This is a genomic window from Amycolatopsis sp. cg13 (assembly GCF_041346965.1).
Classification (GTDB): Bacteria; Actinomycetota; Actinomycetes; order Mycobacteriales; family Pseudonocardiaceae; genus Amycolatopsis.
Window position 1 is genome coordinate 4,221,032 of record NZ_CP166848.1, and the last position, 14,745, is coordinate 4,235,776.

13 protein-coding genes are annotated in these 14,745 nt (G+C 66.7%); 5 read left to right on the top strand and 8 right to left on the bottom strand.

The window, feature by feature from the left end:
- Positions 1 to 263 precede the first annotated feature (263 nt).
- Both AB5I40_RS19210 and AB5I40_RS19215 read right to left on the bottom strand, forming a co-directional pair.
- Positions 264 to 1,085 carry an aldo/keto reductase gene (locus AB5I40_RS19210; protein ID WP_370939909.1) on the bottom strand — a complete coding sequence of 274 codons (822 nt, stop codon included), beginning with the start codon at positions 1,083 to 1,085 and terminating at the stop codon, positions 264 to 266.
- Positions 1,086 to 1,099: 14 nt separating this feature from the next.
- Positions 1,100 to 2,278, bottom strand: coding sequence for an MFS transporter (locus tag AB5I40_RS19215; protein ID WP_370939910.1), 1,179 nt, complete (start codon positions 2,276 to 2,278; stop codon positions 1,100 to 1,102).
- Between the two features lie 883 nt (positions 2,279 to 3,161).
- On the opposite strand from AB5I40_RS19215, the gene AB5I40_RS19220 reads away from it, so the two are divergent.
- A complete protein-coding gene (locus tag AB5I40_RS19220) occupies positions 3,162 to 4,157 on the top strand; it encodes a hydroxyacid dehydrogenase (RefSeq protein WP_370939911.1) in 996 nt (331 codons plus the stop codon).
- Here the strand turns inward: AB5I40_RS19220 and AB5I40_RS19225 are convergent.
- Genes AB5I40_RS19225 through AB5I40_RS19235 form a run of 3 tightly spaced genes read right to left on the bottom strand, consistent with a single transcriptional unit; the run spans position 4,154 to position 7,924 of the window.
- A complete protein-coding gene (locus AB5I40_RS19225) occupies positions 4,154 to 5,149 on the bottom strand; it encodes a LacI family DNA-binding transcriptional regulator (protein WP_370939912.1) in 996 nt (331 codons plus the stop codon). The genes AB5I40_RS19220 and AB5I40_RS19225 overlap by 4 nt on opposite strands.
- A gap of 19 nt (positions 5,150 to 5,168) precedes the next feature.
- A complete protein-coding gene (locus tag AB5I40_RS19230; RefSeq protein WP_370939913.1) occupies positions 5,169 to 6,068 on the bottom strand; it encodes an aldo/keto reductase in 900 nt (299 codons plus the stop codon).
- Positions 6,065 to 7,924, bottom strand: a complete 1,860-nt coding sequence (locus AB5I40_RS19235) for a hypothetical protein (protein ID WP_370939914.1) — start codon at positions 7,922 to 7,924, stop codon at positions 6,065 to 6,067. Before AB5I40_RS19235 ends, AB5I40_RS19230 begins: the two co-directional genes overlap by 4 nt.
- A gap of 45 nt (positions 7,925 to 7,969) precedes the next feature.
- Between AB5I40_RS19235 and AB5I40_RS19240 the strand changes: the two genes are divergently transcribed.
- The 3 genes from AB5I40_RS19240 (at position 7,970) to AB5I40_RS19250 (ending at position 10,688) form a co-directional block, all read left to right on the top strand.
- Entirely contained in the window at positions 7,970 to 8,794 is an 825-nt protein-coding gene (locus AB5I40_RS19240) for an amidohydrolase (RefSeq protein WP_370939915.1), read from the top strand.
- 84 nt (positions 8,795 to 8,878) lie between these two features.
- Positions 8,879 to 9,859 carry an acetylxylan esterase gene (locus tag AB5I40_RS19245; RefSeq protein ID WP_370939916.1) on the top strand — a complete coding sequence of 327 codons (981 nt, stop codon included), beginning with the start codon at positions 8,879 to 8,881 and terminating at the stop codon, positions 9,857 to 9,859.
- Between the two features lie 76 nt (positions 9,860 to 9,935).
- Positions 9,936 to 10,688 carry a GntR family transcriptional regulator gene (locus AB5I40_RS19250; protein ID WP_370939917.1) on the top strand — a complete coding sequence of 251 codons (753 nt, stop codon included), beginning with the start codon at positions 9,936 to 9,938 and terminating at the stop codon, positions 10,686 to 10,688.
- A 212-nt stretch (positions 10,689 to 10,900) separates the two neighbouring features.
- On the opposite strand, the gene AB5I40_RS19255 is transcribed toward AB5I40_RS19250, so the two are convergent.
- Positions 10,901 to 11,350, bottom strand: a complete 450-nt coding sequence (locus AB5I40_RS19255; protein WP_370939918.1) for a MarR family winged helix-turn-helix transcriptional regulator — start codon at positions 11,348 to 11,350, stop codon at positions 10,901 to 10,903.
- 108 nt (positions 11,351 to 11,458) lie between these two features.
- Between AB5I40_RS19255 and AB5I40_RS19260 the strand changes: the two genes are divergently transcribed.
- Positions 11,459 to 11,851 carry a nuclear transport factor 2 family protein gene (locus AB5I40_RS19260; protein WP_370939919.1) on the top strand — a complete coding sequence of 131 codons (393 nt, stop codon included), beginning with the start codon at positions 11,459 to 11,461 and terminating at the stop codon, positions 11,849 to 11,851.
- Between the two features lie 40 nt (positions 11,852 to 11,891).
- Here AB5I40_RS19260 and AB5I40_RS19265 read toward each other — a convergent pair whose 3' ends face one another.
- A complete protein-coding gene (locus AB5I40_RS19265; RefSeq protein ID WP_370939920.1) occupies positions 11,892 to 13,835 on the bottom strand; it encodes a right-handed parallel beta-helix repeat-containing protein in 1,944 nt (647 codons plus the stop codon).
- A 30-nt stretch (positions 13,836 to 13,865) separates the two neighbouring features.
- The gene (locus AB5I40_RS19270) at positions 13,866 to 14,744 is read right to left on the bottom strand and encodes a carbohydrate ABC transporter permease (protein ID WP_370939921.1); all 879 of its coding nucleotides are present in this window, start codon (positions 14,742 to 14,744) and stop codon (positions 13,866 to 13,868) included.
- Between the last annotated feature and the right edge of the window lies 1 nt (position 14,745).

The window sequence follows — 14,745 nt, forward strand, 5'->3', positions numbered from 1 at the left end:
CTGGGCACCCCGCCGCGCTAGCTCCCCCGAACTCTCACCGCTTCCGGCAAGCCCGCCGGCCATCGCGCAAGTCCTCAACCGGGTCCCGGCATCCCGCCCGCCAGGAAACATGCCGACTTCCCCGCAGCCCCCACCACACGTCCGGCAACCCCGCCGCCAACCGTGCAGGTTCCCAACGCGCTCCAGGCCTCCGGATACACCGGATCGCCGGGAGCCGCGTTGGCTCCCGGCGACCCGGCTTTCCCTTACCCCGCAACGATCAGTCAGTTGAGCTCATCCGGGTCCGGGCCAGTCCGCAGGCCGCGGTCGGCGGCGGCGATCGCGGTGAGGTCGGCGTCGGTCAGCTCGAAGTCGAAGACGTCGAGGTTCTGCCGGATCCGGGCGGGCGTCACGGACTTCGGGATCACGATGTTGCCCAGCTGCAGGTGCCAGCGCAGCACCACCTGCGCCGCGGACTTCCCCGTGCGCGCGGCGATTTCGGTGATCGCCGGGTCGTTCAGGACGGCACCCTGGGCGAGCGGGCTCCACGCTTCGGTCGCGACGGCGTGCTCGGCGTGGAAGGCGCGCAGTTCCGTCTGCTGGAGGCCGGGGTGCAGCTCGATCTGGTTGACCGCGGGCACGAGGCCGCTGTTGTCGAGCAGACGGCGCAGGTGCGCGGGCTGGAAGTTGGACACGCCGGCGGCACGGATCCGGCCGTCCTTGGCGAGGTGTTCCAGTGCGCGCCAGGTGTCGAGGTAGCGGTCGCGGGCGGGCGTCGGCCAGTGGATCAGGTACAGGTCGACGTAGTCGAGACCGAGTTTGGCGAGGCTGGCGTCGAAGGCGCGGAGGGTGGAGTCGTAGCCCTGGTCTTCGTTCCACAGCTTGGTGGTGACGAAGAGGTCCTCGCGCGAAATCCCGGACTCGGCGATGGCGCGGCCGACGCCGGCCTCGTTGCCGTAGATCGCGGCGGTGTCGATGCTGCGGTAGCCGGCTTCGAGAGCGCTGGTCACCGCGGCGGCGGTCTGGTCGTCCGGGACCTGGAAGACGCCGAAGCCGAGCTGCGGGATTTCGACGCCGTTGTTGAGGCGGACGTTAGGGACAGTCATGCGAATTGCCTTTCTCAGTGCTGGACAAGGGGTTCGGCCACCGCGACGCGCGGACGGCGCTCGAGGGCGGCCGACCAGATCGCGAGGCCGAGCGCGGAAGCAGCGAGCGCGGCCCCGACCCAGTTCGGTGCGGTGTAACCGAATCCGGCGGAAATCACGACGCCGCCGAGCCACGCGGACAGTGCGTTGCCGAGGTTGAAGGCGCCGATGTTGACGACGGAGGCGAGCGTCGGCGCGCCGTGCGCCTGGTCGAGAACGCGCTTCTGCAGCGGCGGCACGGTGGCGAACCCGAGCGCACCGATCAGCAGAATCGTTGCCGCGGCGAGGATCTTGCTGTGCGCGGTGACCGTGAACAGCGCCAGGACGATCGCGAGGCCGCCGAGGCTGACGTACAACATCGGCATGAGCTTGCGGTCCGCGAACCGGCCGCCGGTCAGGTTGCCGAGGAACATGCCGATGCCGAACAGCACCAGCAGCCAGGTCACCGCACCCGCCGAGTATCCGGCGATGTCGGTCATCATCGGGGCGATGTAGGTGATTGCCGCGAAGACACCGCCGAAGCCGAGAACCGTCATGGCCATCGCGAGGACAACCTGGACGTTCCGGAACGCGGCCAGCTCCTTGCGCAGATGCGCGCCTTCCGGCCGGGGCAGATCCGGCACCAGCTTCGCGACTCCCGCCAGCCCGACAACGCCAAGCGCCGCAACGATCCCGAAGGTCACCCGCCAGCCGACCACCTGCCCGACGAACGTCCCGAGCGGCACGCCGACAATGTTGGCGACGGTCAGCCCGGTGAACATGATCGCGATCGCGCCCGCGCGTTTGTCCGGCGCGACCAGCTCCGCCGCGACGACCGAGCCGATCCCGAAGAACGCCCCGTGCGCCAGCGACGCGACGATCCGCCCCGCGAGCATGACCCCGAACGCCGGCGCGACCGCCGACAGCAGGTTCCCCGCGATGAACAGGCCCATCAGCAGCATGAGCATGGTTTTGCGATTGATCTTCGTGCCGAGAATGGTCATCACCGGCGCGCCCGCGACGACCCCGAGCGCGTACCCGGTCACCAGAAGGCCCGCGGACGGGATGGAAACCCCGAAGTCCGCGGCGATCTCCGGAAGCAAGCCCATGATCACGAACTCGGTGGTGCCGATCCCGAAGGCCCCGATGGCCAGCGCTACCAGTGCTAATGGCATGAGCCCGCGTCTCCTTGGTGTGCGTCTCGGTCTGCGCGTGGGTGCCGCTTGTCGGCTTCAGCAATAGTTGCATACGCGCCTTGTTGTTGGCGCGTGTTGTTGATGAGGGTCACAGTTGCGGCTGACGCGGACGGGCGAGGTGCGCGACCCTCACAGCGGTAGCGGGGACGCGTCAGGGCGAGCGGATCTCAAGACGGGGACAGAGTCCGGTTCGGCATGGATTCCAGGCGGGGCCTGTTGGCACGAATTCCAGGTGGACCTGGATTGGCAATGGAGCCCCATCCGATCACGCCCGGGGCGCGATCCCCGCCGGCAATGACCACGAGTTCGCCGACTGCCGCCAGAAGACAAGTGGACGGTATGCAATCGACCGGCATACCTGCGACAGGTCGACAAGTGGACGGAATCCCGACGACGGTCGCCAGTACACGGCACTGCAGGATCCAATCGACGGGCGCACGGCAGCCATGGAGGCCCCCGGCGCGTGACAGTCATGAAGGCCCCCGGCGCGCGGCAGCCATGGAGGTCGTCAGCGCGCGACAGCCAAAGAGCCTTCAGCGAGAGACAGTCGGCCGGATCCTGCAGATGGCCGTCGCGTCGGCGGAATGTCGTCGATTGCATACAGTCCGCCGGATGTTGCTTGCCGGATGTGGTGCCGCAGTCGACCTCGCCGACCATGACGTCCTGCGAAACGTCCACCAGACGACGGATCAGGTAACCCGAGTCGGCGATACGGAGCGCCGGATACGGGCAGTGGGGATGTCGTCGACTGGAGTCAGTCGGTCGGATTCAGCTGTCTGACTTCATGTAGCCGGTCTGCGGTATGCAATCGACCGGTCCTCCTGACTAAGATAGAAAGCGCTTACTATCCCCGGAGGTATCCATGACGCAGCGGCCTCGTGCGTTGTTCGCGATGGCGTCTCGCTATGTGCCCGGTCTCTTTCCCGCTCCGGTGCTCGAACGGGTGTGTGCGGTGGCGGACCTCGATCCCGACGTGGTGGTCGAGGATTTCGGGGAGGTCGAGCTCTCGGACGTCGAGGTGCTGATCACTGGCTGGGGGTGTCCGCCGATAACCGGCGAGGTGCTTGAGCGGGCGCCTCGGTTGCGGGCGGCGTTTCATGCGGCTGGCGGGGTGAAGGCGCATGTCACCGAAGCCTGTTGGGAGCGTGGTCTGCGCATCACTTCAGCTGCCGACGCGAACGCGCTGCCGGTGGCCGAGTTTTCGTTGGCGGCGATTTTGTTCGCGGGCAAGGACGCGTTCCGGGAGCGCGAGAGCTACCGAAGCCATCGGACGCCCGGGGATCCGGCGTCGGGCGGGGAGCCGGGCAACTACGGTGCGCGCGTGGGCGTCATCGGGGCGTCTAGGACTGGGCGGCGGCTCATCGAATTGTTGCGGCCGTTCGATTTTCGGGTCGCGGTGACTGATCCATTCCTCGATCAGGAAGGGGCGGCGCGGCTCGGGGTGGAGTTGCTTGAGCTGCCGGAACTGTTGGCGGCCAGCGATATTGTGACCGTGCAGGCTCCGGATCTTCCGGAGACTCGGAATCTGCTGGACACCACGGAGCTGGCTCTCCTGCGCGATGGCGCGACGCTCGTCAACACAGCCCGGGGTGCGCTCGTCAATACCGCCGCGCTTACTCGGGAACTCGCGGCCGGGCGGATCAAAGCGGTATTGGACGTGACGGAGCCGGAAGTCCTGCCGCCCGGTCATCCACTGTGGACGTTGCCGAACGTCTTCCTCACCCCGCATCTGGCCGGATCGCGCGGCAATGAGCTGGCGCGGCTCGGGGCTAGTGCGGTGCGAGAGTTGGAGCTATACGTCGCGGGGAAACCAGCTGCGTATCCGGTGCACCGGGCTGAACTGGCGCGGCTCGCCTAGAAATGGGCGACGGAAGTTCGGACTACGACGGAAGTTTCCAGCACAGGATGTTCCGTACGGCCGGAAAGGGCGAGGTGCACGGCGGCGCGGCCCAGTTCCTCATAGGGCACTCGGACAGTGGTCAGGCCCAAGTCCTCCGCTAGCTCCAGATCGTCGTAGCCGACCAGGGAAACGTCTTCTGGAACGCGTAGGCCGTGCGAGCGCAGGGCGGCGCGCGCACCCGCGGCGACTAGGTCGGTGGCGGCGAACACGGCGGTGAAATCTTCGGGCAGCCGGGCGCAAAATTGCTGGTAGCCGGATTCTCGGGTGAAGTCGGACGGTTGCACCCAGCCGGCGTGGCCCAGGGCGCGCCGGTAGCCTGCCAGGCGATCGGTGACCGTTGTGGTTGCGGGGCCGGAGGTCGGACCGCCGAGGAAGAGGATTCTTTGGTGGCCTGACGAGAGCAGGTGCTGGGTTACCGCGTAGGCACCGGCTTCGTTGGCGTATTCGACGGTGGGGACGTCGTCCACCGGAGGTCGTCCACATAGGACCAGGCGGGAATCGGCGGCGGTTAGCTCGTAGGACAGGTCGGTGATTTTCTTGCGGTATTCCTCGTCGTCGATTACGCCGCCGATCAGGATTACTGCGCTGGCTCGTTGTTCTCGCAGCAGGTGGAATACGGCGCGTTCTCGTTCCGGGTCGCCTTGTGTGGTGCAGATCAGGCTGAGTGCACCGTGTTCAGCACTTGCCTCTTCGACGCCTTGGGCGGCGTGGGCGAAGGCTTGCGCGCGAATGTCTGGCAGTACGAACGCGACCGTCCGCGGGGCGACGCCCGCAAGGGCCCGGGCGTGCACGTTGGCGACGTAGTCGAGGGCCTGGATCGACTGTTCGACGCGGCGGCGGGTTTCAGTGGCAACGGGGTAGTTCCCGGCCAGCACACGGGAAACTGTCGCGACGGACACCTGTGCGTGCTCGGCGACCTCACGCAGCGTCACCCGGTTTCTGCCCGGCATGCCGGAACAGTACTCGGGCTCAGGCTGGCAGCAGTTCCGGCGGTACGAAACCTTCGGAAGCAAGCCGCTCCCACAGCTCATCCGGGATCGGCATCCGGAAGTCGGTCGCGTTGCGGGTGACCTCGGCGGCGGATCGGCAGCCGACTACGACGGACCGGACTGCGGGATGCAAGAAAGGGAACTGGATGGCGGCCGCGGTGAGAGGGACGGCGAAATCTGCGCATAGTTCCGCACAGCGGCGCGCGCGGGCCAGTGGTTCGGCGGGCACTGGGCGGTAGTTGAACATCGCGGCAGAGTTCGGGTCGGCCAGCAGGCCGGTGTTGAATACGCCGCCGACGACCACCTCGGTGCCGCGTTCGGCGCACAGTGGCAGCAGGGTTCGTAGCGCGTCGTGGTCCAGCAGGGAGAATCGGCCTGCGATGAGGACGACGTCCACTTCGTATTCGGCGACGTATGCGGCCAGTTTTTCGGCGTGGTTCATGCCGAAGCCGATGGCTCGAGTCAAACCTTCGGCACGCAGTTTTCGCGCGGCCGGGTATGCCGATGCGCGGACTTCGTCGGGAAATTCGTCTGGGTCGTGCAGGTAGATGATGTCCACAGAGGACCGTTGCAAGCGAGTGAGGCTGGATTCCAGCGACTCTCGGATGCCGCGTTCGGTCCACACGGGTTCTACTTTGGACTCTGGGCGCAGCAGCCAGCCGGTTTTGGTGGAGATCACCGGGCGAGGGACTTCCGGCAGCAGGCGGCCGAGTCGTTCCTCCGCTTGGCCGTGGCCGTAGCGCGGGGCGGTGTCGAAGTAGGTGATCCCGCTGTCGACGGCGGCGCGGATAGTCGCTGCGGCGTCCATTTCGGACACCTCTTCGAACAGTCCGCCCAACGGCGCGGTGCCGATGCCTAGGCGCGGCAGGTCGACGTTCATCGTTCGTTCTCCCAGGGTGCGCGCATGGTCGGCGTCGAAGCCCGCAGCGTCATCGACAAAGTGAGTTGGACTGCGCTCGACGGGGGCAGTTCAACTCGCAGGTACCGGCCGTTGATGGGAATGGCCGGAGCGTCGTCGACCCGTACCGATTCCAGCCGGTGTTCGGCGAAAGTGCCGGACTGCAGCACGAGATTCCGCGTGGTGGTACCGAGATTCACCAGGTCGACGACGGTGTGCTCGGTCGCGATGTCGGACACCAGCGCGGCGACGTCTTCCGGCAGACCGGCGCGACAGAGGTCTGCGTCGAAGTAGCGCAGGTGCAACTGGGCGAGGCCGCCGTTGTACAGGATCTGCGGCGACCCGGTGGTCAGCTGCAGCAGCGCCTCGGTGACGACGGGGTTGTGGTCCTGCCAGTGGTGGATGTCCAGAGCGCTGGGGACAGGCAAAGGATCCTGCTCGATCGCGGCCAGCTTGGCTGCGCTGCTGTCGAAAGCGCTGCGCAGCATTCGTTCCGGGAACTCGGGATTGCGGCCGTGCAGGTACTCGAACCACGGTTCTTCGTGACCGGCTTCGTCTTTGAGGCGTTGCGTGTGGACGGTCGTCCAGTCCCAAGTGGACTCGGCGCGCAGGCGTTCGATCCGGTCGAAGTCGGCGGAGTTGCGGCTGAACTGCCACAGCGAGACGGGCAGCTGTGTCGGCATGATGTTGTAGTCGAACCAGCCGGAGTCGTCGTGTCGTTGCGGGACCATCAGGGTCGGGCGGCCGTCCAGTTCGCGCAGGTGTGGTTGCCAGCGTTTCTTCAGCGTGCCCATTTCTGAACCGGTGCGCGGTTCTGCTTGCTTCAGGACAGCGTCTTGCGGGTTGCGGGCAAGGTCTAAAAAGGACTCGTCGCCGGTTAGCAATACGGCGTTCATTGCCGCGACTAGCGTGGCGGTGCCGACTGGGTTCAGACCGTGCGGCCAAGCCCAGCCGTAGTGTCCGCCGTACCAGCGGCCGTCCAGGTGTTCGCCGACTTCGCCGTGCAGGCCAGCGTTGTCCGGCAGCACTTCGCGGTCTTCAAGCCGGGAGAGCCAGGTGCCGACATACTCAGCGACCCAATCTGCGTACCGTTGTTCGCCGGTCAGCAGGAAAGCGGTAGTAACCAGGCTGGTCACGGCCAGGTTTACGACTACGTCGCCGCGGCCCATTCGCTCCCACATTTCCCGGCCGTAAGCACGGGCCTTCGCCGGGTCTTTGAGGTCGTCGAACTCTGTGATGCCCAGCCAGTCCAGCGGAAGTCCGTACGGGCGCAGCGCTTCGCTCCACGGGAAGTACTCCTCGTGGTCGCTGAATCCCCAGCGCGGACCCACCGCGCCGGTGTGCGGCGCGCGGATCACGCGGTGTTCGGCGGAGTAATTCGGCCCGCCGGGCAGGTACAGGTCGGCGAACCGGACGGCCAGGTCGCGCAACTCGGCGTCGTCGGGGCGCGCCAGGCAGAGCGCGTAGTAGAGCAGCAGGCCTTCGCCCTGGTGGAACCAGTCGTAGCCGCGCTCGATGCCGTCGACGACCATGCCCATTTCCGTCAGCTGCGCGGTTACGCCGCGCCAATGCCGGTGTGCGGCGTCGAGAATCTCCGCGCTGCCGCCGAGCAGGTAGAGGGTCGGCCAGTTGAAGAACGGTTCGTAGAAGTCGTCAACGCCGTCGCGGTCGTCGTGGCCCTCGCCGAGCTTGTCGCGGAAGACCAGCCGGCCGTCGCCTTCGGTGTAGCGGGCGGAGAACACCGGCCATGCCCGGTCCAGCGCGGCGAACAGCTCCCGCTCCAGCCGCGCCCACTCGGGTGCCGCCGCCAGTTCGCGACCGGCCCGTACCTCAGGCACGTCCTGCACCGTCGCCACCCGCTCTCTATTGCTGATCGATAACCGATGGCTATCATCGAGACCGGGATTCCCCGTGTCAATACTCCCGGAGGCCGCGAGATGTTCGACTGCCACGCGCATCTGTGGGACCCGGCCGCCGGGTTTCCCTGGATCAAGCCCGGTTCGCCGCACTGCCGCGCATTCGGCTCAAGAGACCTGGAGGACGCGGGCGCGGGGCTGGGCATCACCGGAACTGTGCTGGTCGAAGCGTCGCGCGGGGATTCCGGGGAGACGTCCGCCCTGCGGGAACTACGACGGCGGAACCCTGAACTGATCGCGGGCTACGTCGGGAATCTGCACGTCTGCGAAGCCGCCGAGTTTCGTACGTTGCTCGCCCAGCCGGACCCGCCGAACGGGATGCGGATCGGCGGCGCGGATTGGACCGCTACCCCGCCAGAAGCCCGCGCGCTCGTGCCGATGCTGGCCGACGCGGGGCTCGTCCTCGAACTCAATCTTCACCGGCACGCATTGCGGACCGCGGCCGAAGCGGCAACGGAAAACCCGACGCTGACCGTCGTGGTCGACCATCTCGGCAACCCGTCTGACCTCGGCGAATGGCAGCGAGAACTCCAAGAAGCGGCGACGGTGCCGAACGTGGTCGTGAAGCTGTCCGGCTTGCTGACCCAGCAGCACGGCACTCCGGCGATCGCGAGGCAGGTGCTCGACGCGGTCGGCGCCGAGCGGTGCGTCGTCGGCTCCGACTGGCCGATCTGTCTGCCGCGCGGTTCCCGCGCGGAGTCCTTGGCCCGCTCGATGGCGGCCGTTTCCCCGGCGGAACGGGACGAAATCCTGGTCAGCACGCCGCGCCGGATCTACCGGCTGGCCGGTTGACAACGTTCCCGCGCGCCTGGTTCGATTCAACGATCGATAGGCGATGATTGACTGTCGCCCCGGGAGTCCTGGAGATCCGACGCAATGGCCTTCTTCGACCTGCCCCTCGACGAGCTGGAACGCTACCTTCCGACGCTCCCCGAACCGGCCGACTTCGACGAGTTCTGGGCGAAGACGCTCGCCGAGCAGCGGGCTGCCGACGTCGAGGCGACCTTCGAGCCGACGCCGAACGGCCTCGCCACGATCGACACCTTCGACGTCACCTTCCGCGGCTACGGCGGCGCCCCGATCCGCGGCTGGCTGCAACTGCCGGTCACGCGCACCGGCCCGCTGCCCGCGGTCGTGGAATATCTGGGATACGGCAGCGGCCGCGGGGTGCCGCACGAGAAGACGTTGTGGGCCAGCGCCGGGTACGCGCACTTCATCATGGACACCCGCGGCCAGGGCGCGGAAACGCCCGACCCCGACCCGTCGACCGGCGACATCGCCGCCCCGGGGTTCCTCACCCGCGGCATTCTCGACCCGCATCGCCACTTCTACCGCCGCGTCTACACCGACGCCGTGCGCGCGGTCGACGCGGTGCGCACGCATCCGGAGGTCGATCCGGCGCGCGTCGTGGTCACCGGCACCAGCCAGGGCGGCGGGATCGCGCTGGCCGCCGCCGGGCTCGTGCCGGATCTCGTCGCGACGATGCCCGATGTGCCGTTCCTGTGCCATTTCCCGCGCGCCACCACGATCACCGACAAACCGCCGTACGTCGAGGTGCAGCAGTTCGTGAAGCTGCGCCGGCAGCACGCGGAAACGGTGAACCGCACGCTCGCGTATCTCGACGGCGCGAGCCACGCCCGGCGGGCGAACGCGCCGGCGCTGTTTTCCACCGCGCTGATGGACCACATTTGCCCGCCCTCGACGGTGTTCGCCGCGTTCAATCACTACGGTGCGCTGAACGGGCTCGCGCCGGAACACAAGAGCATCCGCAGCTATCCGTTCAACGACCACGAGGGCGGCGCGGCCCCGCACGAAACGGTGAAACTGGCCTGGCTGGCCGGACTGCTCGGGAACTGACCCGGTCCATCGATACCTGTTAGGCGATCCCGCCTATCATGGCAGGACGGTTCCGGCAGCGCACGATGGGAATCTCATGGCAACGACACGGCAAACCGACGACGCACCAGCGGGTTTCGCCTCCACGCTGGCCACGAACAAGGACCAGTTCCGCAACCCGCTGATCTCCGACCGGGTGTACGCACTGCTGCGCCAGGCGATCGTGGACGGCGAACTCGAGCCGAACGAACGCGTCGTCGAATCGGAAATCGCGCGCAGGCTCGGCGTGAGCCAGGCTCCGGTCCGCGAGGCGGTCAAACAGCTCGCCCGCGAAGGCCTGCTGACGCACATCCCGCGGCGCGGCAATTTCGTCGTCGAGATCTCCGAACAGGACGCCGAACACGCGCGGCAGGTGCGGGAACCGCTGGAACGGCTCGCCGCGCAGCTGGCCGCCGAGCACATCACCGACGAGCACCTCGCCGCGCTGGACGAACTGGTCGAGGACATGCACCGCGCGGTGGCGCTCAACGACGTCGGCAAATTCCGCGACGCCGACATCGCGTTCCACACGCTGGTCAGCCAGATTCCGGGGAACCCGTTCCTCACCCGGATGTGGGAGGTGCTGGAACCGAGCCTGCGCGCGCTGCGGGCGATCGCGGACCCACTGTTCGACGGCGATTGGCACGCGATGGCGGACGAGCACAGCCGGCTGGTGTCGCTGCTGCGCGAACGCGACGGGGAAGCCGCGGCGGAGGCTTTCGCGGCGCACGCGGCCGGGCGGTCGCCGGTGCCGGATCCTCGGGCGCAGAAGAAGCGGGCTGCTCGCGGGAGTGCCAGCCGAAAGAAGTGAGGGGGCTGGTGAGTGTTCATCGCGGTGAGAACCGGGACGAGCACTCGCGAGAAACGCCTGAGCGTCCGCCGCCGAGCGTGGGCCGGACAGGTGCGCGGCCATCGGACCGCGGCTTCGGCTCCCGCAAGGTACGTGAGGGGAACCCTGAGGGAATCTGATTCCCTCAGGGTTCCCCTCACGTACCTCCGCATCGCGCTGCGGGCCCGGCGTGCTCAACCAGTCTCGTGGTCAGCCAGCACCCGTCCCAGCAACCCCGCTAACGTCGCCCGTTCCTCCGCCGACAACGCGGCCAGCAGCTCGTCCTGGACCCCGTCCAGCACTTTGTCCATTCGGCGCAGCTGGCGACCTCCGGCTTTGGTCAGGTGCACGATGTTGCGCCGCCCGTGATCCGGGTCCGGGGTGCGTTCCGCGTAGCCCAGTTCGGTCAGCTGGTTGACCGCCGCCACCACGTCGCTGCGGTCTACCCGGCAGCGGCGGCCCAGGTCCGCCTGGCTGGCCGGGCCGAACTCGTCCAGCGCGGCCAGGATCCGGTAGTGGTATCCGCGCGCCCCGGCCTCGGCGAAGCCCTGAGATACCAACCGGCGCGCGTGCACGGTCAGCTGGGTGAGCAGCCAGCTCGGCTTCTCCGTCAGGCGGCGCGGGATCTCGTCCATGCCGCTCATGCTAGCAGTGTTGGCGCGACCAACACTTTTGGCCGCTCATGCTAGCAGTGTTGGCGCGACCAACACTTTTGCTCTAGTGTTGGTCGCACCAACATTGAAGGAGTCCTCATGCCGACCACTGATCGTCTCGACGTCGCCGAACTGTTCGCCCGTCTCGCGCGGATGCTGGACGAGCGGCGGCACGACGAGATCGACCGCGTTTACCATCCCGACATCGCCGTTCATTCCCCGCGCGGCGAGCTGAGAGGGCTGGCCGAGGTGACCGAGTTCCTCACCCAGCAGCGCGACGAACTCGCCCAGCACGTGCACAGCGACATCCTGATCGACCTCGACGGCGAGCACGCCACTGCGACTGCCAACCAGCTCGTCTACTTCTACCGTGACGGCGAGCCGCCTCATCGCCGCAGCGGCTTGCGGCTGACCACCGCCGCAGCCAAGACCGCAGAAGGCTGGCGGTTTACCGAGATGGGCATCAGTCCGGCGTGGATCCAGGAGAACTGAAAAGCAAACGGCGCCCGGACCGTTCCGGGCGCCGTGCGCTTTACCGCGTTGCTCCGGCAGTCCACTTAGGAGCACCGTACTGATACGCGCCGAGGCTTGGCGTCGGGTCGGTGGAGCCGTCGTTGATGCCTGGCAACGGGATCGCCGCGTTGCGTGCCGGGGAATCCGCGCTCAGCCGGTAATCGTGCGTAGCCGCGTCGACGAACTTCGGGTCGGTGTCCGCTGGGAGATTGTTCGAGACCAGCATTCCGCCGTCCGTCGCACCGGCCAGGCCGACGATCTCGCCGATGTTGTTGTACAGCTTGGTTCCGGTCGATTGCCCCGGTCCCTTGACGTAGAACAACGTCGCGCCGCCCGTGTTGTTGTAGACGAGGTTGTTGCGCGAGCCGGAACCGAGACCGTTCAGCATCACGGTTTTCTCGAGGTTGTTCCATCCCACGTTGTTCGCAATGGTCAGGTTGCTCTGGCCGTTGTCGGCATAAATCCCGGCGACGGCGAACGGGTTCACGCCAGGTGTGGGTGTGCCGTCGTGCAGGATGTTGTGGTCGATTGACGTTTGCAGCATGTCGGAGGCGCAGCAGGTGTAGATCGCCGCCGTATCCAGGCTCAGCCGCGCGTATTGGGAAATGTCGTTGTACGCGATCCGGTCCGGTCCGGGTGTCGCACCCGCTGCGACGTCCCATTGCAGGTTGATGCCGCTCCGGCCAACGCGGTAGATCGTGTTGTGCTGCACGGTTTGGCTGTTGCCCGCGACGGCGATGCCTGCCGCGTAGGTGCCGAGATAATCAGCATCGTGGATCACGTTGTTGGAAGCGGTGTTGTGCTGTCCGCGCAACGCGATCGCATTTCCTGCGCTGTATGCGAGGTTGCTGTTGATGACCTGGTTGTTCGTGCCGTTGATGACCAGACCGGTGTCGGCAACGCCGCGCGTGACAGTGGAACCGCAGTCCGTCGCGCCTTGGGTGATGTCGGTGTAGTGCGACAGGTAGTGGGCATTGATCTTGTCCAGCACCACATTCGTGCTCGAAGAACCGGTCTGGACCGAAGCGCCGAACAAGGTGAGTCCGGTCAGATTCGTATAGCTGCTGTTGGTGAGGTCAAAGGCGAGTTTGCGCCGTTTCGCCTCAAGGTTGTGCGCGGCCGGGTTGTCCGTGCTGTACACGTAAAGCCGTTTGGCGGCGGTGTCGTAGAACCACTCCCCCGGATTCGCCAGTTCGCCGATCTTGCCGAACAGCGAGTACCGCGTGTCCTTCGGCACGACCTTGTGCGTGCACGGCGGAGCCGCGGCCAACGTCACCGAGCCCACTGCCGAACTGGCCACTGTGGACGTTGCCGACACGTACCAGTACCCGGTCAGCGCGCGGGCACCGTTCCAGTATCCGGCCGGACGGGTCATGCCCGGGTCGACGACGGTCGCGTCCGCGCTGCTCGCGCCTGCGTACGCCAACTTCGGCGTCACCAGGTCGAGGCCTGGGTAAGGCCACTGCGCTTCGACGCCCATGGTTCCGTCGGTGAACACCTGCACAGTGGTCACATCGCTGCCGAGATCCACCGCGGTGCTGTAGACATTCCCCGCCGAAACCGCCTGGCTGAACGGCGAGTTCGCGGCGAACGGGTCCGTCTTGGCGATGGCAGCGACGTCGGCCGCGGACACCTTCGTCCAGCCGCGCACCGGCTCCGCGCCGCTCAGCGTGACCTTCTCGCCGGGCGTGGTGCGATAGGTGATCGGCTTTCCGGCGGTACCGGAATTGGCCGGCTTGATCGTTTCCCGATAGGTGCCGCCGGCGATGACGCAGGTATCACCGGCCACCATCACGTCGGCGCATCGCTGGACGTGCTGGAACGCCGCGGTCGGGGCCTGCCCGTTCGCGGTGTCGTGGCCGTTCGTGGCCACGTAGAACGTGCGCCCGGCGGCCGAAGCGGCGGGGGCGACGGCGAGCGTCGTGACGAATGCGGCCGCCAGGACCGCGACCTTCCTCAGCACTGCATTGTCCTTACTCCTCATGAGAGAGACTCAGCCCTTCACGGCCCCGACGGTGAGGCCGCTGATGATGTGCCGTTGCATGTAGATGAAGAAAATGATCACCGGCGCGATCGCCAGCAGAAGATTCGGGAACACCTTCGTCAGGTCGGTCGAATACTGGCTGATCCCGGCGTAGATCGCGGTGGTCACCGTGTAGTGGCCGGAGCCGGGGCTCAGCAGGATCTGCGGGCTGACGAAGTCGTTCCAGATGCCGATCGAATTGAGGATCAGCACGGTGACCACGGCCGGGCGCATGAGCGGGAAAATGATCATCCAGAACGTCCGGTAGCGGCCCGCGCCGTCGATGGTCGCCGCGTTGTCGATGTCGACCGGAATGGTGCGGATGAAGCCGACGAACAGGAAAATGCTCACCGGCAGCGTGGACGCGACATCGTGCGCGATCAGGCCGGTCACGGTGTTCGCGAGGCCGACCGAACGCAATACGTAGATCACCGGGATCACCAGTGCCGCGCCCGGAATGAACGTGCCCGCCAGGAAGTACAGCAGCAGCAACTGGGTGCGCTTCTTCAGGCTGCGCGCGATCACGTACGCCGCGGGTCCGGCGAGCGCGATGCAGAAGATGTCCACCATGACGACGAGGAACAGGGTGAATCCGTAGCCCTGCAGCACATTGAAGTCCGGGCTCGTCGCCGCGGCCTTGACGAAATCGAAGGTGAAATTCCCGACCGGCAGCGCGAACGGGTTGTTGACGATGTCTTCCTGCGGTTTGAAACTGTTGACCAGCAACAGGTAAACCGGCACCACCATGACCACGAGGAGCCCGGCGAGCAAGACGAACCGGACGACGCCGCCCTCGCGATCCGTGACCCGCTTCGCCGGAACAGCCCGCGGCTGCGCCTTTACCACCACT